Annotated in this window: 16 protein-coding genes; 14 read left to right on the top strand and 2 right to left on the bottom strand. The window is 71.3% G+C overall.

From position 1 onward, the window contains the following. Nucleotides 1-13: 13 nt before the first annotated feature. Nucleotides 14-1,015, bottom strand: a complete 1,002-nt coding sequence (locus ELQ39_RS21305) for a hypothetical protein (RefSeq protein WP_242593449.1) — start codon at nt 1,013-1,015, stop codon at nt 14-16. A 136-nt stretch (nt 1,016-1,151) separates the two neighbouring features. Here ELQ39_RS21305 and ELQ39_RS21310 point away from each other — a divergent pair, with 136 nt between their 5' ends. The 12 genes from ELQ39_RS21310 to ELQ39_RS21365 all read left to right on the top strand — a co-directional run bounded on the left by ELQ39_RS21310 (nt 1,152) and on the right by ELQ39_RS21365 (nt 17,992). Further along, complete coding sequence (locus ELQ39_RS21310; RefSeq protein WP_242593450.1) at nt 1,152-3,776, top strand: valine--tRNA ligase; 2,625 nt, start codon at nt 1,152-1,154, stop codon at nt 3,774-3,776. Between the two features lie 145 nt (nt 3,777-3,921). Beyond that, nucleotides 3,922-4,962, top strand: a complete 1,041-nt coding sequence (locus ELQ39_RS21315) for an acyltransferase (protein ID WP_225643786.1) — start codon at nt 3,922-3,924, stop codon at nt 4,960-4,962. 54 nt (nt 4,963-5,016) lie between these two features. Beyond that, nucleotides 5,017-6,537 carry a bifunctional tetrahydrofolate synthase/dihydrofolate synthase gene (folC, locus tag ELQ39_RS21320; protein WP_242593451.1) on the top strand — a complete coding sequence of 507 codons (1,521 nt, stop codon included), beginning with the start codon at nt 5,017-5,019 and terminating at the stop codon, nt 6,535-6,537. A 6-nt stretch (nt 6,538-6,543) separates the two neighbouring features. After that, complete coding sequence (locus ELQ39_RS21325; protein WP_225628026.1) at nt 6,544-6,894, top strand: DUF4233 domain-containing protein; 351 nt, start codon at nt 6,544-6,546, stop codon at nt 6,892-6,894. 64 nt (nt 6,895-6,958) lie between these two features. Continuing rightward, nucleotides 6,959-7,372, top strand: coding sequence for a nucleoside-diphosphate kinase (gene ndk / locus ELQ39_RS21330; protein WP_019527665.1), 414 nt, complete (start codon nt 6,959-6,961; stop codon nt 7,370-7,372). 436 nt (nt 7,373-7,808) lie between these two features. Continuing rightward, the gene (locus ELQ39_RS21335; RefSeq protein WP_006133575.1) at nt 7,809-8,828 is read left to right on the top strand and encodes a rod shape-determining protein; all 1,020 of its coding nucleotides are present in this window, start codon (nt 7,809-7,811) and stop codon (nt 8,826-8,828) included. A gap of 167 nt (nt 8,829-8,995) precedes the next feature. After that, on the top strand, nt 8,996-9,937 hold the full coding sequence (gene mreC, locus ELQ39_RS21340) for a rod shape-determining protein MreC (protein ID WP_190000617.1): 942 nt from the start codon (nt 8,996-8,998) through the stop codon (nt 9,935-9,937). Between the two features lie 13 nt (nt 9,938-9,950). Next, the gene (gene mreD, locus ELQ39_RS21345; RefSeq protein WP_190000616.1) at nt 9,951-10,619 is read left to right on the top strand and encodes a rod shape-determining protein MreD; all 669 of its coding nucleotides are present in this window, start codon (nt 9,951-9,953) and stop codon (nt 10,617-10,619) included. Between the two features lie 114 nt (nt 10,620-10,733). Then, nucleotides 10,734-13,064 (top strand): penicillin-binding protein 2, encoded by a 2,331-nt coding sequence (gene mrdA / locus ELQ39_RS21350; protein WP_242593452.1) that lies wholly within the window; start codon nt 10,734-10,736, stop codon nt 13,062-13,064. Further along, complete coding sequence (gene rodA / locus ELQ39_RS21355) at nt 13,061-14,263, top strand: rod shape-determining protein RodA (RefSeq protein WP_242593454.1); 1,203 nt, start codon at nt 13,061-13,063, stop codon at nt 14,261-14,263. Before mrdA ends, rodA begins: the two co-directional genes overlap by 4 nt. Nucleotides 14,264-14,335: 72 nt before the next feature. Next, nucleotides 14,336-15,925, top strand: a complete 1,590-nt coding sequence (locus ELQ39_RS21360; protein ID WP_242593456.1) for a CYTH and CHAD domain-containing protein — start codon at nt 14,336-14,338, stop codon at nt 15,923-15,925. A gap of 102 nt (nt 15,926-16,027) precedes the next feature. Further along, nucleotides 16,028-17,992, top strand: coding sequence for a TIGR03960 family B12-binding radical SAM protein (locus ELQ39_RS21365; protein WP_225628023.1), 1,965 nt, complete (start codon nt 16,028-16,030; stop codon nt 17,990-17,992). Nucleotides 17,993-18,091: 99 nt separating this feature from the next. Here the strand turns inward: ELQ39_RS21365 and ELQ39_RS21370 are convergent, their stop codons facing one another. Then, nucleotides 18,092-18,880: a DUF2637 domain-containing protein gene (locus ELQ39_RS21370; RefSeq protein ID WP_242593458.1), complete on the bottom strand. Its 789-nt coding sequence runs from the start codon at nt 18,878-18,880 to the stop codon at nt 18,092-18,094. A gap of 267 nt (nt 18,881-19,147) precedes the next feature. Between ELQ39_RS21370 and ELQ39_RS21375 the strand changes: the two genes are divergently transcribed. Then, complete coding sequence (locus tag ELQ39_RS21375) at nt 19,148-20,116, top strand: hypothetical protein (protein ID WP_242595643.1); 969 nt, start codon at nt 19,148-19,150, stop codon at nt 20,114-20,116. A gap of 447 nt (nt 20,117-20,563) precedes the next feature. After that, nucleotides 20,564-21,352 carry a TIGR03936 family radical SAM-associated protein gene (locus tag ELQ39_RS21380; protein WP_190000610.1) on the top strand — a complete coding sequence of 263 codons (789 nt, stop codon included), beginning with the start codon at nt 20,564-20,566 and terminating at the stop codon, nt 21,350-21,352. Nucleotides 21,353-21,509: the final 157 nt, after the last annotated feature.

A 21,509-nucleotide genomic window follows, 5' to 3' on the forward strand; every position in this document is an offset into this window, starting at 1 on the left:
TGCTGCGGTGCCGTCAGACCTTGACGCGGATCTGCTCGCGGAGCCTGGTGGTCAGGTCGACCGCCGTGTCCTTGCCCACCCCCGTGCCGGCGTTGTCGCCGGGCGAGACCATGCCGACCGTGCTGTGGTCGGCCCAGGCGCAGAACCAGTCCGTCGACTCCTTCTTGGTGAGCGCGTTCGTGCTCTTCGTCGACTGGCACTTGGCCACCGTACCGGCGATCTCGACCTCCTCGGGCTCGCCGACGAGCTCCGCGTTCTCCATGCCCCCGGTGTTCTGCTCCGAGCTCTTCTCCACCTGCTCCTGGATGTTGGCGAAGAACTTGTCCAGCGTCTTCTGCGGGTCGGCGATCTCGCCGTAACCGCCCACCATGGTGATGCCCTTGGCGGTCAGCAGTTCCGACTGGTCGGGGAAGTCGCCCGCGGTGCTGGGGTCGGCCGGGTCGTAGTTGCCGAAGTCGGCGGTGGACCACTGGCCGAGGATGGCGGTGCCGTTCTCGACCCCGCTCTTCTCCATGTCCTGCGCGGTCTCCGAGCCGCTCTCCTCGGAGCCGTCGCCGAATCGCTGGTACTCGTCCAGCACGGTCTTCGGCACGGTCAGCTTGTGCGGGCCGTCGTCCGTCAGGCCGGCCGCGGTGCTGCCGCCGTCGCCGCCCATGAGGAGGTACGCGCCGACGCCGATGGCCGTGACGACCGCGACGGCGCCGACGACGATCGCGGCCACCTTGCCGCCGCCACCGCGGCCGGAGGCGGGGGGCTGGGACGGCATGCCGTACTGGGGCTGGGCGTACGGCGGCTGCTGTCCGTACTGCGGCCGGCCGTACGGGGGCTGCTGCGGCGGCACTCCGGGGTGCTGCTGCGGGTAGCCGTAGCCGGGCTGGGCCGGCGGGGGCGTCTGCTGGGGGTAGCCGTAACCGGGCTGCGGGGTCTGCGGCTGTCCGCCGTACGGTCCCTGCTGTCCGTACGGACCGGGCTGCTGCGGCTGCCCGCCGTACGGCCCCGGCTGGTGGTGACTCATGACTCGGTTCCCCTCGAGACGCTCAGCTTCTGCTGACATCCTGGCTCAGAGCCGACGACTCCAGACCGGCGGGGGTCGCACCGTTACAAAGGAAACGCGTTTCGGGACACCACCGTGACGCCTCTAAACTGGGCGCGTGACCGACAACGCTCAGCAGCAGCCACCAGCGCCCACGACCGAACTGCCGACCCAGTACGCGCCGGCCGACGTAGAGGGGCCGCTGTACGAGCGCTGGGTGGAGCGGGGTTACTTCGAGGCGGACGAGAAGAGCGACAAGCCTCCGTACACCATCGTCATCCCCCCGCCGAACGTCACCGGCAGCCTGCACCTGGGCCACGCCTTCGAGCACACGCTGATCGACGCCCTCACCCGCCGCAAGCGCATGCAGGGCTACGAGACGCTGTGGCAGCCCGGCATGGACCACGCCGGCATCGCCACGCAGAACGTGGTCGAGCGTGAGCTCGCCAAGGAGGGCAAGTCCCGCCACGACCTGGGCCGCGAGGCGTTCGTCGAGCGGGTCTGGAAGTGGAAGGCGGAGTCCGGCGGCCAGATCAGCGGCCAGATGCGCCGCCTCGGCGACGGCGTCGCCTGGTCGCGTGAGCGCTTCACCATGGACGAGGGCCTGTCCAGGGCCGTCCAGACGATCTTCAAGCGGCTCTACGACGACGAGCTGATCTACCGCGCCGAGCGCATCATCAACTGGTGCCCGCGCTGTCTGACCGCGATCTCCGACATCGAGGTCAACTACCAGGACGACGACGGTGAGCTCGTCTCCATGAAGTACGGCGAGGGCGACGAGACCATCGTCGTCGCCACCACCCGCGCGGAGACGATGCTCGGCGACACGGCCGTCGCCGTCCACCCCGAGGACGAGCGCTACAAGCACCTCGTCGGCAAGCTCGTCAAGCTGCCGCTGACCGACCGCTCCATCCCGGTCGTCGCGGACGAGCACGTCGACCCCGAGTTCGGCACCGGCGCCGTCAAGGTGACGCCCGCCCACGACCCGAACGACTTCGAGATCGGCCAGCGCCACGACCTGCCGTCCATCGCCGTGATGGACGAACACGCCGTCATCACCGCGCACGGCCCCTTCCAGGGCCTGGACCGCCTCGAGGCCCGCTCCGCCATCGTCGCCGCGCTGCGCGCCGAGGGCCGGATCGTCGCCGAGAAGCGCCCCTACGTCCACTCCGTCGGCCACTGCTCGCGGTGCAGCACCACCATCGAGCCGCGGCTGTCCATGCAGTGGTGGGTCAAGGTCGGCCCGCTCGCCAAGGCCGCCGGTGACGCGGTCCGCGACGGCCGCGTCAAGATCCACCCGCAGGAGATGGAGAAGCGCTACTTCGACTGGGTCGACAACCTCCACGACTGGTGCATCTCGCGCCAGTTGTGGTGGGGCCACCGCATCCCCGTCTGGTACGGGCCGGACGGCGAGGTCGTCTGCGTCGGACCGGACGATGAGCCGCCGAGCGGCGAGGGCTGGCGCCAGGACTCCGACGTCCTCGACACCTGGTTCTCCTCGGGCCTGTGGCCGTTCTCCACGCTGGGCTGGCCCGAGCGGACCGAGTCGCTCGCGAAGTTCTACCCGAACTCCGTCCTGCTCACCGGCTACGACATCCTCTTCTTCTGGGTCGCCCGGATGATGATGTTCGGCCTCTACGCGATGGACGGCACCCCGCCGTTCCACACCATCGCCCTGCACGGCATGGTCCGTGACCAGAACGGCAAGAAGATGTCCAAGTCCTTCGGGAACGTGGTCAACCCGCTGGACTGGATGGACAAGTACGGCTCCGACGCGCTCCGCTTCACCCTGGCGCGCGGCGCCAACCCCGGCGTGGACGTGCCGATCGGGGAGGACTGGGTCCAGGGCTCGCGGAACTTCGCCAACAAGATCTGGAACGCCACGCGCTTCGCGCTGATGAACGGTGCGACGGTCGAGGGCGAGCTGCCGGACGCCTCCCGGATGTCGCCCACCGACCGCTGGATCCTGTCCCGGCTGAACTCGGTGGTCGCCGAGGTCGACGCGTACTACGACGACTACCAGTTCGCCAAGCTCTCGGACGCGCTGTTCCACTTCGCCTGGGACGAGGTCTTCGACTGGTACGTGGAGCTGTCCAAGACGACGTTCCAGGCGGGCGGCGAGGCGGCCGAGGTCAGCAAGCGCGTCCTCGGCGAGGTCCTCGACGTCACGCTGCGGCTGCTGCACCCGGTCGTCCCGTTCGTCACCGAGACGCTGTGGACGACGCTGACCGGCGGCGAGTCCGTCGTCATCGCCGACTGGCCGGCCGACAGCGGCTTCCGCGACGAGGCCGCCGAGCGGGAGATCGGGACGCTCCAGTCGGTGATCACCGAGGTCCGCCGGTTCCGCGCCGACCAGGGCCTCCAGCCCGGCCAGCGGGTCCCGGCCCGGCTGACGCTGGAGGGCACCGCCCTCGCCGCGCACGAACCGGCCATCCGCCAGCTGCTGCGTCTCCAGCCGGAGGGCGACTCCTTCACGGCGACCGCGACCCTGCCCGTCGCCGGTGTCGAGGTCGCGCTGGACCTGTCCGGCGTGATCGACGTCGCCGCCGAGCGCAAGCGGCTCGCCAAGGACCTCGCCGCCGCGGAGAAGGAGCAGGCCCAGGCGACCGCGAAGCTCGGCAACGAGGCGTTCCTGGCGAAGGCCCCGGACCACGTGGTCGACAAGATCCGCACGCGGCTCGCCAAGGCGGAGGAGGACATCGTCCGCATCCGCACCCAGCTCGAGCGGCTGCCCCAGGCCTGACGCCCGGCCCGCAGTCCGTACGGCCCCCGACCGGTACCTCCCGGCCGGGGGCCGTTCACGTCGTGGTGGCGGCCCCGTAACCCGGCGGGGGGAACCTGTCGGCTCCGCCCGCCCACAGGCCGACGCCGCCAGGAGCGCCCCGCCGATGTCCTCAGCCACGTCCCCCGCCGCCGCACCGCAAGCGCCGGACCGCGCCACCGGCCGGGAGCGGCGGTACGACATCGACCTGCTGCGGGTGCTGTGCACCGCCGCCGTCGTCCTGGTGCACGCCTCCGCCGAGTTCATCGACGCCGGGCACCGCACCACCGGGATCCTCGGGGACACGGCGGGCCGGTACGCCGTGCCCGCGTTCTTCGCGATGGCGGGCTGGGCCGCGCTGTCCGGTGCGCCGGTGCGGGACGAGGCCCGGCTGCTGGCCCGGCTGGGCCGGATCCTGCGCCCGATGGCCCTCTGGACGGCCCTCTACCTGCTGGCGTCCTACGTGTTCGGCGGGAACCGGGGCCAGGCGGGCGAGGAGGCCGTGCGGGCCCTCTTCGGGTCCGTGGAGGCGGCCTTCCACCTCTGGTACCTGTACGCCTACGTCCCCCTGCTCCTGCTGCTCGGCGTCGTGGTGCTGGTGGTGCGGGGGCGTGCCCTGCCCCGCCGTTCGGCGGTGCTGCTGGCCGCCCTGGCCGTCGCACCGGCGCTCCTCGGGGACATGACGACGCTCACCGGGTGGGCGCCGCCCGACTGGGCGTGGTCGGTGCCGCTGTCCTCGGTGGTGTACGCGGTGGCCGGCGCCGCGCTGCTCGCCGCTCCGCGCCGCGGCCCGCGCGCGCTGTGGGCGGCGGCCGCCGCGGTGACGCTCGTCGTCCTCGCCGTGTACCAGCTCACGGTGCGCCACCCCGCCGCGTACGGCAGCGCCGCGGTGGCCGCGGTGACGTTCGCGGTGCTCGGGACGGTGGCCGGGGTGCGGGTGCCGGAGCGGGCCCGGCCGCTGCTGGCGCGGCTGTCGGACGCGTCGTTCGGGACGTACCTGGTGCACCTGGTGTTCGTGACGCTGCTGGCCGGGCCGGTCGCCGGGCACCTGCCGGCAGGGCCCTGGGCCCCGGTGGCGCTCGCCGTGACCACGGTGGCGGCGGCCGCGCTGTCCTTCGCCGTGAGCCTGCTGTGGGGGCGCCTGGGGTGGCGCCCCTGGCTCGGCTGAGCCGGCAGCGGGGTGTGCGGGGGGCCACCCGCGCCGCTCCGTAGACTGGGGACCGTGAGCGAGCGCCCAGATTCAGCAGGTCCCGACCCGGACGACACCTTCGACGAGTTCGCGGAGCTCGTGGAGGAGGAGACCCGCCGCGACCCCGACCTGGCGGTGATCGAGGCCGGCAGCCGTACGTTGCGCACCCAGGGCGGGCCGCCGCAGGCGGACGTCCCGGCGCGCCCCGCCGACCCCGAGGTCGACAAGGCCCTGCGCGAGGTGGAGGCGGAGCTCGCCACCCGCTGGGGCGAGACCAAGCTCGAGCCCTCCGTGGACCGTATCTCCGCCCTGATGGACGTCCTGGGCGAGCCACAGCGTTCGTACCCCTCGATCCACATCACCGGCACCAACGGCAAGACCTCCACCGCCCGGATGATCGAGGCGCTGCTCGGCGCCTTCGACCTGCGCACCGGCCGCTACACCTCCCCGCACGTCCAGTCGGTCACCGAGCGGATCAGCCTCGACGGGGCGCCCGTCTCCGCCGAGCGGTTCATCGAGACGTACCAGGACGTCAAGCCGTACGTGGAGATGGTCGACGCCGCGCAGGAGTACCGGCTGTCCTTCTTCGAGGTGCTGACCGGCATGGCCTACGCCGCCTTCGCCGACGCGCCCGTGGACGTGGCCGTCGTCGAGGTCGGCATGGGCGGCACCTGGGACGCGACGAACGTGATCGACGCCGGGGTCGCCGTGGTGACGCCGATCGACCTGGACCACACCGACCGGCTGGGCACCACGCCCGCCGAGATCGCCACCGAGAAGGCCGGCATCGTCAAGCAGGACGCGACGGTGATCATGGCGCAGCAGCCGGTGGACGCGGCGCAGGTGCTGTTGCGGAAGGCCGTCGAGGTGGGCGCCACCGTGGCCCGTGAAGGCCTGGAGTTCGGCGTCCTGGACCGGCAGGTCGCCGTCGGCGGCCAGCTGATGACGCTGCGCGGGCTGGGCGGTGAGTACACCGAGGTGTACCTGCCGCTGCACGGAGCGCACCAGGCGCACAACGCGGCGGTGGCCCTCGCGGCCGTCGAGGCGTTCTTCGGCGTCGGCTCCCAGCACGCCCAGCCGCTCGACATCGACACGGTGCGCAAGGCGTTCGCCTCCGTCGCCTCGCCGGGCCGCATGGAGGTCGTGCGCAGGTCGCCGACCGTCGTGCTGGACGCCGCCCACAACCCGGCCGGCGCGCGGGCGGCGGCCGACACGATCGGGGAGGCCTTCCAGTTCAGCCGCCTCATCGGCGTCGTCGGCGCGAGCCGCGACAAGAACGTACGCGAACTGCTGGAGGCGTTCGAGCCGATCTTCGCCGAGGTCGTCGTCACCCAGAACACCAGCCACCGCGCGATGGACGCCGACGAGCTGGCCGCCATCGCCGTGGAGGTGTTCGGGGAGGACCGGGTGCAGGTCGAGCCGCGGCTGCCGGACGCCCTGGAGGCCGCGATCACGCTGGCCGAGGAGGAGGGCGAGTTCGCCGGCGGCGGTGTGCTCGTCACCGGTTCCGTCATCACGGTCGGCGAGGCCCGGCTACTCCTGGGGAAGGGCTGACATCCCGTGCGTACGCTCTGTTCTTCGACACTGATCGGCGAGTTCTTCGTCATCGGGTTCGCCGGTCTTGTCGCCATGAAGCAGCCCGACCTGTCGACCGGCACGGTGTGGACGGTCTGCGGCATCGCGATGTTCCTGTCCGTGGCGCTGTGCGGGATGGTCGGCCGGCCGGGCGGGGTCGCCCTCGGGTGGGCGCTGCAGATCGCGCTCATCGCCTCCGGCGTGTTCGTCCCGATGATGTTCTTCATGGGCGCGGTGTTCGCGCTGCTGTGGTGGGCGTCGGTGCACTTCGGGCGAAAGGTGGACGAGGCGAAGGCCCGTTTCGCCGCACAGGCGGAACAGCCCGACACTGCGTGACGGGCCGTCCGACACGCCCGGTAATCTCGGTGCCCCGCACCATTTGACCCACAAGGAGCCCGCAGTGAGCCAGCGCACCCTCGTCCTCCTCAAGCCCGACGCCGTCCGTCGTGGCCTGACCGGCGAGATCATCAGCCGCATCGAGCGCAAGGCCGGCTGGAGGATCACGGCGCTGGAGCTGCGCACGCTGGACCAGGACACGCTGGAGCAGCACTACGGAGAGCACAAGGGCAAGCCCTTCTACGAGCCGCTGGTGGAGTTCATGGCGTCCGGCCCGGTCGTCGCGATGATCGTCGAGGGCGAGCGGGTCATCGAGGGCCTGCGCCAGCTCGCCGGACCGACCGACCCCATCGCCGCCGCCCCGGGCTCGATCCGCGGCGACTACGGCGTGATCGTGCGGGAGAACCTGATCCACGCGTCCGACTCGGAGGAGTCCTCGGCGCGCGAGATCAAGATCTTCTTCCCGGGCCGCGCCTGAGCGTTCCCCGGCGCGCGCCGGTCGCGTCCGTGACCGGCGCGCCTGCCCCTGACGGGTCCCGGCGGTGACCCGGTGCGGCCGCGCGGACACACGGGGGCGTCGCCGCGCGCACGGGCGTGCCGCCCCGACGAAATCCGCGCATAACGATCACATCGCGGACGCGGCCCGGTTGTTTGTCGTACCTCGCATGGTCTGAGAGCTTTGCCCTCGGGCCTTTTCTGGCATATGCATGGCGTTCGGGGGAACGGATGCCCCCGTTGGCCCGTCTCCAAAGGCAGGGCGACGCGCCATCTGATGACAATGGCGGAGACCCTCGCACAGTGTGCGCGAAGGCACGTCTACCATGGACGCCATCGCGTCACCGCACCCACCTCGCCGACCTGAAAAGCCCTCAAAAGCTCGTGGGAAGGCCAGACGAATCCTGATGGGGAACTCAATGTCGTTCATCGGCCGTGACATGGCTGTCGACCTCGGGACCGCCAACACGCTGGTGTACGTCAGGGGTCGCGGAATCGTACTCAACGAGCCGTCCGTCGTCGCGATCAACACCAACACCGGTGGCATCCTCGCGGTCGGTGCCGAAGCGAAGAAGATGATCGGACGCACGCCGGGCAACATCGTCGCCGTGCGCCCCCTGAAGGACGGCGTCATCGCCGACTTCGAGATCACCGAGCGGATGCTCCGCTACTTCATCCTGAAGATCCACAAGCGGCGGTATCTGGCTCGCCCGCGGGTCGTCGTCTGCGTGCCCTCCGGCATCACGGGCGTCGAGCGCCGCGCCGTCATCGAGGCGTCGTCCCAGGCCGGCGCCCGCCAGGTGCACATCATCGAGGAGCCCATGGCGGCCGCCATCGGCTCCGGTCTGCCGGTCCACGAGGCCACCGGCAACATGGTGGTGGACATCGGCGGAGGCACGACGGAGGTCGCGGTCATCTCCCTCGGCGGCATCGTCACCGCCCAGTCCATCCGCGTCGCGGGCGACGAGCTGGACAACGCCATCATCCAGCACATCAAGAAGGAGTACTCGCTCCTGCTGGGTGAGCGGACGGCGGAACAGATCAAGATCACGATCGGTTCGGCGTACGACCTCGACACCGACGAGCACACCGAAATCCGCGGCCGGGACCTCGTCTCCGGACTGCCGAAGACCGTGGTGATCTCCGCCGCCGAAGTGCGCAAGGCGATCGAGGAACCGGTCAACGCCATCGTGGACGCGGTCAAGACGACCCTCGACAAGTGCCCGCCCGAGCTGTCCGGCGACATCATGGACCGCGGCATCGTGCTCACCGGCGGCGGCGCCCTGCTGCGCGGACTCGACGAGCGGCTGCGCCGGGAGACCGGCATGCCGATCCACATCGCCGAGGACCCGCTGGACAGCGTGGCGCTCGGCTCCGGCAAGTGCGTCGAGGAGTTCGAGGCGCTGCAGCAGGTCCTGGACGCCCAGCCCCGCCGATGACACACCGCCACGACTCCGCCGTACGGGACCTTCCCTCCCGTGCGGCGGAGCGCTGGTGTCGAGGGACGATCCGGGCGGTGACGCCCCGAAGACCCCTCACGCCACCTGAAACCTGAACAGAAACCACCTCATACCCGTTCTCGACGAGGAAGGCACGGCCGCCGCACGTGAGGGACACGAAAGAGAGCCGGCTGCTCCTGGTGCTGCTGATCGCCATCGCGTTCGCGCTGATCACGGTGGACATCCGGGGCGGGGAGGATTCGCCGGTCGACGGTGCCCGCCAGGCGGCGGCGTCGGTCTTCGGCCCGATCGAGAACGGCGTCTCCAGCGCGGTCGACCCGATCGGCAACGCCGTCACCGCCGTCCGCGAGTCCGGCGACCGCCACGACCGGCTCGCCCGGCTGGAGCGGGAGAACGCGGCGCTCAAGGCCGAACTCGGCAGCGACGACCGCAGCCGCAGCCGCCTCAAGCAGCTCGACAAGCTGCTCGGCGTCGCCGGCAAGGGCCAGTACGGCATCAAGGGCGCCCAGGTCATCGCCATAGGAGCGGCCCAGGGCTTCTCCTGGACCATCACCATCGACGCCGGCGCCGACGACGGCATCGAGCGCGACATGACCGTCCTCAACGGCGACGGCCTGGTCGGCCGCGTCACCACCGTCGGACCCAGCACCGCCACCGTGCTGCTCGCCAGCGACCCCGACTTCACCGTCGGCACCCGCATGGAGGCCGGCGACGAACTCGGCTTCGCCTCCGGCCAGGGCGACCGCCCACTGCGCGTCGAACTGCTCAACGGCAAGGCCGAGATCAAGAAGGGCGACCGGCTGGTCACCTTCGGCTCGCAGGCCGACAAGCCGTTCGTGCCCGGCGTCCCCGTCGGCGTCGTCTCCCGCGTCGACCCCTCCGGCGGCGACCTGACCCGCACCCTGTACGTCACGCCGTTCGTCAACTTCAGCAAGCTGGACGTGGTCGGCGTCGTCGTCCAGGCGCCCGAGAAGGACCCCCGCGACACGGTGCTGCCCGCGAAGCCCAAGCCGACCCCGACGCCGACCGTGACCGTGACCGTCACGCCCTCGGCGCCCGCCGACGGTCCCGACCAGCCAGAGCAGTAGGAGCTGTCACCCCATGCGCGTCAACCGGATCCTGCTCTCCAGCTCGCTGATCGTCGTCGCCCTCGTCGTCCAGGTGAGCGTCCTCGCCCGCCTCCACCTCCCCGGCGCCGTCCCCGACCTGCTGCTGCTCGTCGTCCTCGGACTCGCCCTGGTCTACGGCCACGTCGGCGGCGCCCTCGTCGGCTTCGCCGCCGGTCTCCTCGCCGACCTCGCCCCGCCCGCCGACCACGCCGCCGGGCGCTACGCCCTCGTGCTGTGCGTCATCGGCTACCTCGCCGGACTCGTCAAACCCGAGAGCGGGCAGGTGAGGACGGCGGCCGGACCGATGCTCGTGGTGGTCGCCGCCGCCGTCGGCTCCACCCTGCTCTACGCCGGCGTCGGCGCCCTCGTCGGGGACACCGCGGCCCGTCATGTCGGCCTCGGCGGCCTGCTGTTCACCGCCGCCCTGTACGACCTGCTGCTCGCGCCCTTCGTGGTGCCGGGCGTGATGGCCCTCGCGCGGCGCGCCGAGAACGACCCGCTCGCCGAGACGACCTCCGCCAAGTCCGGCGACATCTCCTCGGGCTGGCTGGCCGGCGGCACCGGCCTGCGTATCGGCGGCCAGCGCAACGGCCTGCGGGTCAAGGCGGCCCGCGCCCGCTCGGCCCGCGCCGGACGCATCAAGGGGGTCAAGCGCCTGTGACCTCCCGAAACTTCACCGGTTCGGGTGAACGCGGCTGGAACGCGTGTCCACCGGCCGGTCGTTCACCACTCGTCAGCTCACATCCGCACGCGCTCTGAGAGGGGAGGAAGCAGCGTGACCAACATCCCCGAGACCGGCCGAAGCACACGCGTCCAGGTCCGGCTCGTCGTCATCCAGGTCCTCGTCATCTCCCTGCTCGGCACCCTCGGCGGGCGGCTGTGGTACCTCCAGATCCGCGAGGGCGACCAGTACGCCAAGGAGGCCTCCGGCAACCACGTGCAGCAGGTCGTCCAGCCCGCCGTGCGCGGCTCCATCCTGGACGCCCGCGGCGTCCCCCTCGCGGACAACGAGACGCGCCTGGTCGTCTCCGCCTCCCGCACGGACCTCATGAAGATGGAGGACGACGGCAAGGCGGTCCTCACCAAGCTGGCCGGCGTCCTCGGCATGAAGCCCCAGGACGTCATGATGAAGGTCCGGCTGTGCAACGCCGAGACCCCCCAGCCCTGCTGGAACGGCTCGCCCTACCAGCCGATCCCCATCACCGACGAGGCCACCCCCAGGCAGGCCCTGCAGATCCGCGAGCGCGCCGAGGACTTCCCCGGCATCACCGCCGAGCCCCAGGCGCTGCGCCGCTACCCGAGCCCCGGCAAGGCCAACACCGCCCAGGTCCTCGGCTACCTCTCGCCGGTCACCGACGAGGAGATCCAGCAGGCCCAGGACACCGACTCGCCCTACCTGCGCTCCGACATGGTCGGCCGCTCCGGCCTGGAGCGGCAGTACGACAAGCAGCTGCGCGGCAAGGCCGGCGTCACCCGCTACGAGGTCGACAAGCTCGGCCGCGTCCTCGGCCAGGCCCAGGCCGACCCCGCCGAGCCCGGCGCCAACCTCGTCACCAGCATCGACTCCCGCGTGCAGCGCATCGCCGAGTACGAACTGAACGAGGCGATGAAGGAGGCCCGCAAGCAGCACGACCGCAACACCGGGCGGAACTACGAGGCCGACTCCGGCGCCGTGGTCGTCATGGAGGCCAAGACCGGCCGCGTCGTCGCCATGGCCTCCAACCCGACCTACGACCCCAACGCCTGGGTCGGCGGCATCTCCGCCAAGGACTACGCCGAGCTCACCGGCAAGAAGTCCAACTACCCGCTGCTGAACCGCGCGATCCAAGGCCTGTCGGCGCCCGGCTCCATCTTCAAGGTGATCCCGACGGCCGCCGCCATCAAGGCCGGCTACTCCTTCGAGGGCCCCTACAACTGCTCCAGCTCGTACTCCATCGGCGGCCAGGTCTTCAAGAACTTCGAGTCGCAGAACCACGGCCCGATCAGCCTCGGCCGGGCACTCGAGGTCTCCTGCGACACCGTCTTCTACGCCCTCTCCCACGAGGAGTGGAAGCGCGACGGCGGCAACAAGCCGAAGAAGAACGCCAACGACTGGTTCTACAAGGTCGCCCACCAGTTCGGCCTCGGCGAGGAGACCGGCATCGACCTGCCCAACGAGGTCACCGGCCGCGTCCCCGACCGCCAGTGGAAGGCCGACTACTGGAAGGCCAACAAGGACGCCTGGTGCAAGTACGGCAAGAAGGGCGGCAGCTACGCCGAGCAGATCGCCTACGAGAACTGCCTCGAAGGCAACCGGCTGCGCGCCGGTGACTCGGTGAACTACTCCATCGGCCAGGGCGACACGCTCGTCACCCCGATCCAGATGGCCACCATCTACGCGGCCATCTCCAACGGCGGCACGCTGTACGACCCGACCGTCGGCAAGGCCGTCATCAGCCCCGACGGCAAGACCGTCACGGAGATCGAGCCCAAGGCGCACGGCAAGCTGCCCACGTCGAAGAAGACGCTCAAGCAGATAGACGAAGCCCTCGAGGGAGTCGCCACCCGCGGTACGGCCGCGTGGCGGTTCGGGGGCTGGCCGCAGGACAAGATCCCGATGCACGCCAAGACCGGTACGGCCGAGGTGTACGGCAAGCAGACCACCTCGTGGTTCGCCACCTACACCGAGGACTACGCGATCGTGATGACGATCTCCCAGGGTGGTACCGGTTCCGGCGCCTCGGGCCCCGCCGTGCGCAACATCTACAACGCCCTCTACGGCGTGTCCGAGGACGGCGAGATCGACAGCAGGAAGGCGCTGCTGCCCAAGCCGCAGAAGACCCTCCCCAAGGTCCGCACGGACGGCACCATCACCTCGCCGAAGATCGCCAAGGACTTCGCCAAGGAGTTCCGCCCCTCGCCCTCCCCGGACGGCGAGGCCACCGCTCCGCAGGGCGACGACCCGGCCGACCCGCAGCAGGCGGGCACGACCCCGTCCCCGGAGAACACCAACCGCGACACCCGCCGCGGACGACGGCGCGGCGGCGGCCCCGGCCGCGGCGGGGGACATCCGCGTGGCCGGCGCCCCAGGTCGCGCGCGGCACGCCCGGAGAGGACGGCGTCATGACCGGCGGCGTCAACAGCTTCCAGGTCTCCGGGTACGGGCCCGAGCGGGCCGGCTGGACGAGGGTGTTCGCCCGCGACGGCCTGGCCCGCAGGATGGACTGGCCGATAATGCTCGCGGCGCTCGCCCTGTCCCTGCTGGGCTCGCTCCTGGTCTACTCGGCCACCCGCAACCGCACCGAGCTGAACCAGGGCGACCCGTACTACTTCCTGGTCCGGCACTGGCTCAACACCGGCATCGGCGTCGCCCTCATGATCGGCGCCATCTGGCTCGGCCACCGCGGGCTGCGCACGGCGGTCCCCCTGCTGTACGGCGCCTCGGTGTTCCTGATCCTGCTGGTGCTCACCCCGCTGGGCTCCACGATCAACGGCGCCCACTCCTGGATCAAGCTGCCCGGCGGCTTCTCCCTCCAGCCCTCGGAGTTCGTGAAGATCACGATCATCCTGGGCATGGCGATGCTGCTGGCGGCCCGGGTCGACGCGGGCGACAAGCCCTACCCCGACCACCGCACGGTGCTCCAGGCGCTCGGCCTCGCCGTGGTGCCGATGCTGATCGTGATGCTCATGCCCGACCTCGGGTCGGTCATGGTGATGGTCATCATCGTGCTCGGCGTGCTGCTCGCCTCCGGTGCCTCCAACCGCTGGATCTTCGGCCTGCTCGGGGCGGGCGCGGCAGGCGCGATCGCCGTCTGGCAGCTCGGCATCCTCGACGAGTACCAGATCAACCGCTTCGCCGCGTTCGCCAACCCGGAGCTCGACCCGGCCGGCGTCGGCTACAACACCAACCAGGCCCGCATCGCCATCGGCTCCGGCGGACTGACCGGCTCCGGCCTTTTCCAGGGCTCGCAGACCACCGGCCAGTTCGTCCCCGAGCAACAGACCGACTTCGTCTTCACGGTCGCGGGCGAGGAACTGGGCTTCGTGGGCGGCGCGCTGATCATCGGCCTGCTCGGCATCATCCTCTGGCGCGCCTGCCGCATCGCCCGCGACACCACCGACCTCTACGGCACGATCGTCGCCGCGGGCATCGTCTCCTGGTTCGCCTTCCAGACCTTCGAGAACATCGGCATGACCCTGGGCATCATGCCGGTCACCGGTCTGCCCCTGCCGTTCGTGTCCTACGGCGGTTCCTCGATGTTCGCGACCTGGCTGGCGGTCGGACTGCTGCAGTCGATCCGCATGCAGCGCCCCATGTCCGCCTGACCCCACGACCGACCGTCACCGGTGCGGAGCGGCCCACTGCCGCTCCGCACCCAGGACGACTAGATTCGTTACATGGCGGACACCAAGCGCGAGATCGAGCGGAAGTACGAGTCCGACGACGCCGCTCTGCCCGACCTGACCCGCGTCCCCGGCGTCGCGTCCGTACGCGGCCGGGGCGTCACCCACCTCGACGCCACCTACCACGACACCGCCGACCAGCGTCTCGCCGCGGCCTCGGTCACCCTGCGCCGCCGCACGGGAGGCGCCGACGCCGGCTGGCACCTCAAGTTCCCCGTCGCCCCCGGCGTGCGGGACGAGATCCGCGCCCCGCTCTCCGACACGCTCCCGGACGAGCTCGCCGCCCTGGTCCGCTCCCGCGTCCGCGACCGGGAGCTGCGGCCCGTGGTCCGCCTCCGCTCCGACCGCGACGTCCGGCACCTCCTCGACGAACAGGACCGGCTGCTCGCCGAGGTGAGCGTCGACACCGTGCACGCCGAACGCCTCACCGGCGAGGGCGGCGAGGCGCACTGGACCGAGATCGAGGTGGAACTCGCCGACGACGGCGACCCGGCCTTCCTCGACAAGGTGGAGAAACGGCTGAGGAAGGCGGGCGTACGGCCCTCGTCGTCGTCCTCGAAGCTGGCCCGCGCCCTCGCCGAGACCGAGACCCGGACCGAGACCGCGCCCGCCGCCGGATCCTCCGCGCGTGAGGCCGCCGCCGGCACGCCGCCCGCCACCGCCCCCGAGGCCGCCCCCGGGCACAAGCACCGCCCCCGCCCGGACGGCGCCCCCGTCACCGCCGGCGACCACGTCCTCGCCTACGTCCGCGCCCAGCGCGACGCCCTGGTCGAGCTGGACCCCGCCGTGCGGCAGGACGTGCCCGACGCCGTCCACCGTATGCGCGTCGCCACCCGGCGGCTGCGCAGCACCTTCCGCAGTTTCCGCTCCGTCCTCGACCGCGCGGCCACCGGTCCGGCCGCCGCCGACCTGAAGTGGCTGGCCGCCGAGCTGGGCAAGGACCGCGACCAGGAGGTCCTCGCCGAACGCCTCACCCAGGCCCTCGGCCGGCTCCCCGACGACCAGGTCACCGGCCCGGTCGCCGAGCGCCTCGCCGCCTGGTCCGAGGCCCGCCACAAGGGCGCCCACCACGAGCTCGTCGCCATCCTCGACTCACGCCGCCACCTCTCCCTCCTCGACACCCTCGACGCCCTGCTGGCCGACCCGCCCCTGCGCAAGAAGGCCGCCGCCCGCCCGGACAAGGTCCTCGCCAAGGCCGTCGCGAAGGACTTCGGCAAGCTGGCCCGGCTCGTCGAGCACGCCCTGGAACTGCCGCCCGGACCGGAACGCGACACCGCGCTGCACGAGGCGCGCAAGAAGACCAAGCGCACCCGGTACGCGGCCGAGGCCGCGGTCCCCGCGCTGGGCGAACCCGCCGAGGAGGCGGTCAGGGACATGAAGTCGCTGCAGGGCCTTCTCGGCGACCACCAGGACAGCGTCATGGCCCGCCGCACCCTGCGCGAGCTGGCCGCCGTGGCGCACGCGGCGGGGGAGAGCGACTTCACCTACGGGGTGCTGTACGCCGGTGAGGCGCACCGCGCCCGGGTCGCCGAGGAGGCGCTGCCCGAGGCGTGGAGCTCGATCAGCCGGGCGTTCCCGTTCTGAGCGCCGTACGGGAGACCCCTTCGGGCGGGTTAGGCTGGATGGTCACCCGCCCCTGAGGCATCGGCCCGGGGGGACCGCAGTCACCACACGAAGGTTCGCGAGATGCCTGCCGAAGCCGCCGAGTCTGTGTTCCCGCAGCTCGAAGCTCTGCTCCCGCATGTGCAGAAGCCGATCCAGTACGTCGGCGGAGAGCTCAACTCCACGGTCAAGGACTGGGACTCCTGCGACGTCCGCTGGGCGCTGATGTACCCGGACGCGTACGAGGTCGGACTCCCCAACCAGGGCGTCATGATCCTCTACGAGGTCCTCAACGAACAGGACGGCGTCCTGGCCGAGCGCACCTACAGCGTCTGGCCGGACCTCGAGGCGCTGATGCGCGAGCACCGTGTGCCGCAGTTCACCGTCGACAGCCACCGTCCGGTGCGGGCCTTCGACGTGTTCGGCCTGAGCTTCTCCACGGAGCTGGGCTACACCAACATGCTCGCCGCGCTGGACCTGGCCGGCATTCCGCTGGAGGCCCGGGACCGCACCGACGACGACCCGATCGTCATGGCCGGCGGCCACGCGGCGTTCAACCCGGAGCCGATCGCCGACTTCATCGACTGCGCGATCATCGGTGACGGTGAGCAGGCCGTGCTGGAGGTCACGCGGATCATCCGCGCCTGGAAGGAGGAGGGCCGCCCCGGCGGCCGCGAGGAGCTCCTCCTGCGCCTGGCCAAGACCGGCGGGGTCTACGTTCCCGGCTTCTACGACGTCGAGTACCTCCCCGACGGCCGGATCGCCCGCGTCGTGCCGAACCGCTCCGGCGTGCCGTGGCGCGTGTCCAAGCACACCGTCATGGACCTCGACGAGTGGCCCTACCCCAAGCAGCCCCTCGTGCCGCTCGCCGAGACGGTCCACGAGCGCATGTCGGTGGAGATCTTCCGCGGCTGCACCCGTGGCTGCCGCTTCTGCCAGGCCGGCATGATCACCCGCCCGGTGCGCGAGCGCTCCATCACCGGCATCGGCGAGATGGTCGACAAGGGCCTGAAGGCGACCGGCTTCGAAGAGGTCGGCCTGCTCTCCCTGTCCTCCGCCGACCACTCGGAGATCGGCGACATCGCCAAGGGCCTCGCGGACCGCTACGAGGAAGACAAGATCGGCCTCTCGCTGCCCTCGACCCGCGTCGACGCGTTCAACATCGACCTGGCGAACGAGCTGACCCGCAACGGCCGCCGTTCCGGTCTCACCTTCGCGCCCGAGGGCGGCTCGGAGCGCATCCGCAAGGTCATCAACAAGATGGTCTCGGAGGAGGATCTGATCCGGACCGTCGCCACGGCCTACGGCAACGGCTGGCGTCAGGTGAAGCTGTACTTCATGTGCGGCCTGCCCACCGAGACCGACGACGACGTGCTGCAGATCGCCGACATGGCCACGCGCGTCATCCAGAAGGGCCGTGAGGTCTCCGGCTCCAACGACATCCGCTGCACCGTGTCGATCGGCGGCTTCGTGCCCAAGCCGCACACGCCGTTCCAGTGGGCGCCGCAGCTGTCCGCCGAGGAGACGGACGAGCGCCTGGCCAAGCTCCGCGACAAGATCCGCGGCGACAAGAAGTACGGCCGCTCCATCGGCTTCCGCTACCACGACGGCAAGCCCGGCATCGTCGAGGGCCTGCTCTCGCGCGGCGACCGCCGCATCGGCGCCGTCATCCGCGCGGTCTACGACGACGGCGGCCGCTTCGACGGCTGGCGCGAGCACTTCTCCTACGACCGCTGGATGCAGTGCGCGGAGAAGGCGCTGGCCCCGTTCGGCGTGGACGTCGACTGGTACACCACCCGCGAGCGCACCTACGAGGAGGTCCTCCCCTGGGACCACCTCGACTCGGGCCTGGACAAGGACTGGCTCTGGGAGGACTGGCAGGATGCCCTCGACGAGACCGAGGTCGAGGACTGCCGCTGGACGCCGTGCTTCGACTGCGGCGTGTGCCCGCAGATGGACACGAGCATCCAGATCGGCCCGACGGGCAAGAAACTGCTGCCGCTGACGGTCAAGAACGCGGGTCCGGTGCCGAGCGGTCACGCGCACTGAGCGTGGCCCGGGCGACCGGGCGGCGACACGGGAGAACGAACAACGGAGCAGCGGCCTCTTCGGGCGGGGGGCGCTGCTCCGTTGTCCGTGGACGGGCTCTCAGGGCACCTGGCGGCCGCCGTACGGGCGGACGCGGTGGCGGGGGCTGACCGTGCGGCGGGGCGGGCGGGTGAGGGTGATCTGGCGGACCAGCTGCTGGAAGCAGGCCAGGGCGGCGACGCCGGGGAGGGCCGCGGCCGCCGTGTCGGTGACGGTGCGGGGCGCCTGGGCCACGCACAGCAGGACCGCGACGGAGGAGAAGAGCAGGACCACGAACCAGGAGTGCAGGGCACGTCGTTGGTGGAGGGCCGCGCGGAGGATGGAGAGGGATCCGGCCAGCCAGGGGCCGTACACCAGGATCGGCCACCAGGACGAGGAGTCGCCGCTGCTGTGCGCCGTGGTGACGAGGAGCAGCGGTTCGTAGGTGACCACGCCGCTGAAGACGCTCACCATCGAGACGGTGACCGCCGCCATCGCGGCGATGGCGTAGCTGGCGACGCGCAGGGCGTCGGGGCGTGGCCGTGGGGGCTTGCGGTGGGCGCGGGGTGCGGAGCGCAGGGGCGGCAGTTCGGCCGTGATCTCCTGCAGGTTGCCCAAGGGGCTGCCGGCCGGGGGAGCGGTGACCGAGGTCTCCTCGCGCGGGGGCGGCACCGTGGGGGCGGTGTACTCGTCGGTGCGGGCTTCCTGGAGGAGGTAGGCCAGTTCCTCGGCCGGGTCCCAGGGAGGCATGGGGGGCTCGACGGGCTCCGCGTAGACGGCCCCGGCACGGTGCCGGCCGGTTCCCATTTCGGTGAACGGGTCCGCTGCGTCGGCGTTGTACCAGAGCGGGTCGTAGCGTTCATCATTCATGTCAGGATTGATTCATCGGGCCGGCGGGAGCACTCAACAGCGTTCGCGTGAAGTGCAGTTGGGGCGGACCTGACCTGCTTGCCTTCATACAGCGACTAACGGCGGCACTTTCACTTGGATGCGCGGCGAATGAGTGAACGGCCATGGCGACAATTGGTTTGTCGAAGGCTCCGAATTTCCTTTTTTCGATGAGACGTTCAGCATATGAAGAAACCGCCGGAACCGGGTGTTCGCATCCGCGCGGGCGTCCCCGGCGTCCTTGCCGGTATGGATCTGGAGAAGTCACGGGAGCAGCAGGCCGGCGAGGGGTGCCTCGTCGTCGCGCTCCGCATGCCGGTGCGGATCGTGGCGCTCGTGCTGGTGGTGCCGTTGCGGATGGTGTGGGACGTCCTGGTGGTCGTGGGGCGGTTCCTCGGCGACACGGTGTTCCGTCCGGTGGGGCGCGCGTTGGTGTGGGTGGGGCGCGCGGTGTTCGTGTGGCCGTTCGTGGCGCTCTGGCGCTGGGTGCTCGTGCCGCTCGGGGCGGCGCTGCGGTGGCTGGGCACGGTACTGGTCGTCGTCCCGGCCGGGTGGCTGTACCGGTGGGTGCTCATGCCTCTCGGGCACGCCCTGGCCTGGCTGGGACACCGGCTTCTCGTCGTGCCGTCGGTGTGGCTGTACCGGTGGGTGCTCACTCCGGTCGGGTGCGCGCTGGCGTGGTGCGGCCGGGGGCTCCTCGCGCTGGCCTCGATGCTCGTCGCCGCGCTCGCCACGGCCTTGTACTGGACGCTCCGCGTCCTGGTGGTGTGGCCCGCGCACGCCGTGTGGCGCTGGGTGCTGGCGCCCGTCGGCCGAGTGCTGGCCGTCGTCGCGCGGGAGGTCGGGGAGGCCCTCGGGCACGCCTGGCGGGTCGCCGGGCACGTCTCGCTCGCCGTGGGCCGGGCGTTGGCCGCCTTCTTCCGGTGGACGGTCGTGGAGCCGGCCCGCTGGGCGTACCGGACCGTGCTCACGCCGGTCGGTCACGCCGTCCGTGACGCGGTGCTGAGGCCGCTCGCGGAGGCCGCTCGGAGTGTGGTTCGCGTCACACAGGACACTCTCCGTTCCGTCCGCGCGACTGTCCGCCAGGTGCGCCAGGACGTCCGGCGGGCGCTCGTCGGTGATCCCGGAACAGCAGGCGCACGCGGCGACCGGGACGGAAAGGGAGCAGTCGGTTCGTCGGACGGGCAGGACGACCGGATTCCGCTGATCAAGCGCTGATCGAGCCCTGACCAGGCGTCTCGTCCCGGCCGGGTCGCCGTCGCGGTCGCCATCTCCGGCCCGCTGCCGGTCGCGGGCGCCAAACCCCCGGTGGTGCGCCCCGAACGCCGTGAGCGGACCCGCACCCGACTTCCCCGTCGGCGCGACACCGCGCTCGGGCCCCCGGTGTCCGCCCCGCACGGGGACGGCATGTCCGGTGTCTCCCGGGGTACGGGAGCGGGTACCGGCGCGCAGGGAGAGCGTCCCGCCAGCTGGTGACGGCGGGGAACCGCCGTCACCACGGGCACGTACCCTGAAAGGGACACGGCCCCGGTGCCCGACCGGGCCCGCCGGGGCCGTCCCGTACGGCCGTACCCTGGAAGGGAAGGCGCTCCCCGCGCCCCCTTGCGACAAGGAGAAGATCCACTGGGCAAGCGACAGCCCGAAGGCCCGCCGCCCGCACCCGCGGTGCAGCGCATCCGACTGCGCTACACCAAGCGCGGCCGCCTCCGGTTCACCAGCCACCGTGACTTCCAGCGTGCCTTCGAGCGCGCGCTGCGCCGCGCCGAGGTGCCCATGGCGTACTCGGCCGGTTTCACGCCGCACCCGAAGGTGTCGTACGCCAATGCCGCACCCACCGGCACCGGCAGCGAGGCCGAGTACCTGGAGATCGCGCTCACCGAGCCGAGGGACCCCGAGCGTCTGAGGGTCCTGCTGGACGAGTCGATGCCCGCCGGACTCGACATCGTCGAGGCCGTCGAGGCCCGCACCTCCGGGCTCGCCGACCGGCTCACGGCCTCGGTGTGGGAACTGCGGCTGGACGGCGTCGCCCCCGAGGACGCCCGCCGCGCGGTGGACGCCTTCGAGGCGGCCGAAACCGTCGAGGTCCAGCGCCGTATGAAGAACGGCATCCGTACCTTCGACGCCCGTTCCGCGGTCGCCTCCCTCGAAACCGTCGAGGAAGACGCCCGGACGGACTCCTCGCCGGCCGATAGGCCGACCGACCGGCCCTGTGCGATACTGCGGCTGGTTGTTCGGCACGTGACGCCTGCCGTACGACCCGACGACGTCCTGTCCGGTCTCCGCGCCGTGGCCGACCTGGCGCCGCCGGTCCCCGTAGCGGTGACCAGGCTGGCGCAGGGGCTGTTCGATGAAGAGACCGGCACGGTGACCGACCCGCTCGCGCCCGACCGCGAGGCAGCAGCGACCGAGCCGCACACGGCCGCCGCCACTGCCGCCGCGACGGCGCCGGCGTAAGGAAGGTCCCGCGTAGGGACGGACGTCGTAAGCGCCGCCCTCGAACTCGGGAGCCACCTGGGTCGGGCAGCGCACCGACCAGAAGACTTTCGCCAGGCCGTACGCATTCGGCGTACGGAACCGGCGAGACAGGACACAGAGAGCTTCCGAGCGGCGC

The organism is Streptomyces sp. GB4-14, from assembly GCF_022696125.1.
Taxonomy (GTDB): domain Bacteria; phylum Actinomycetota; class Actinomycetes; order Streptomycetales; family Streptomycetaceae; genus Streptomyces; species Streptomyces werraensis.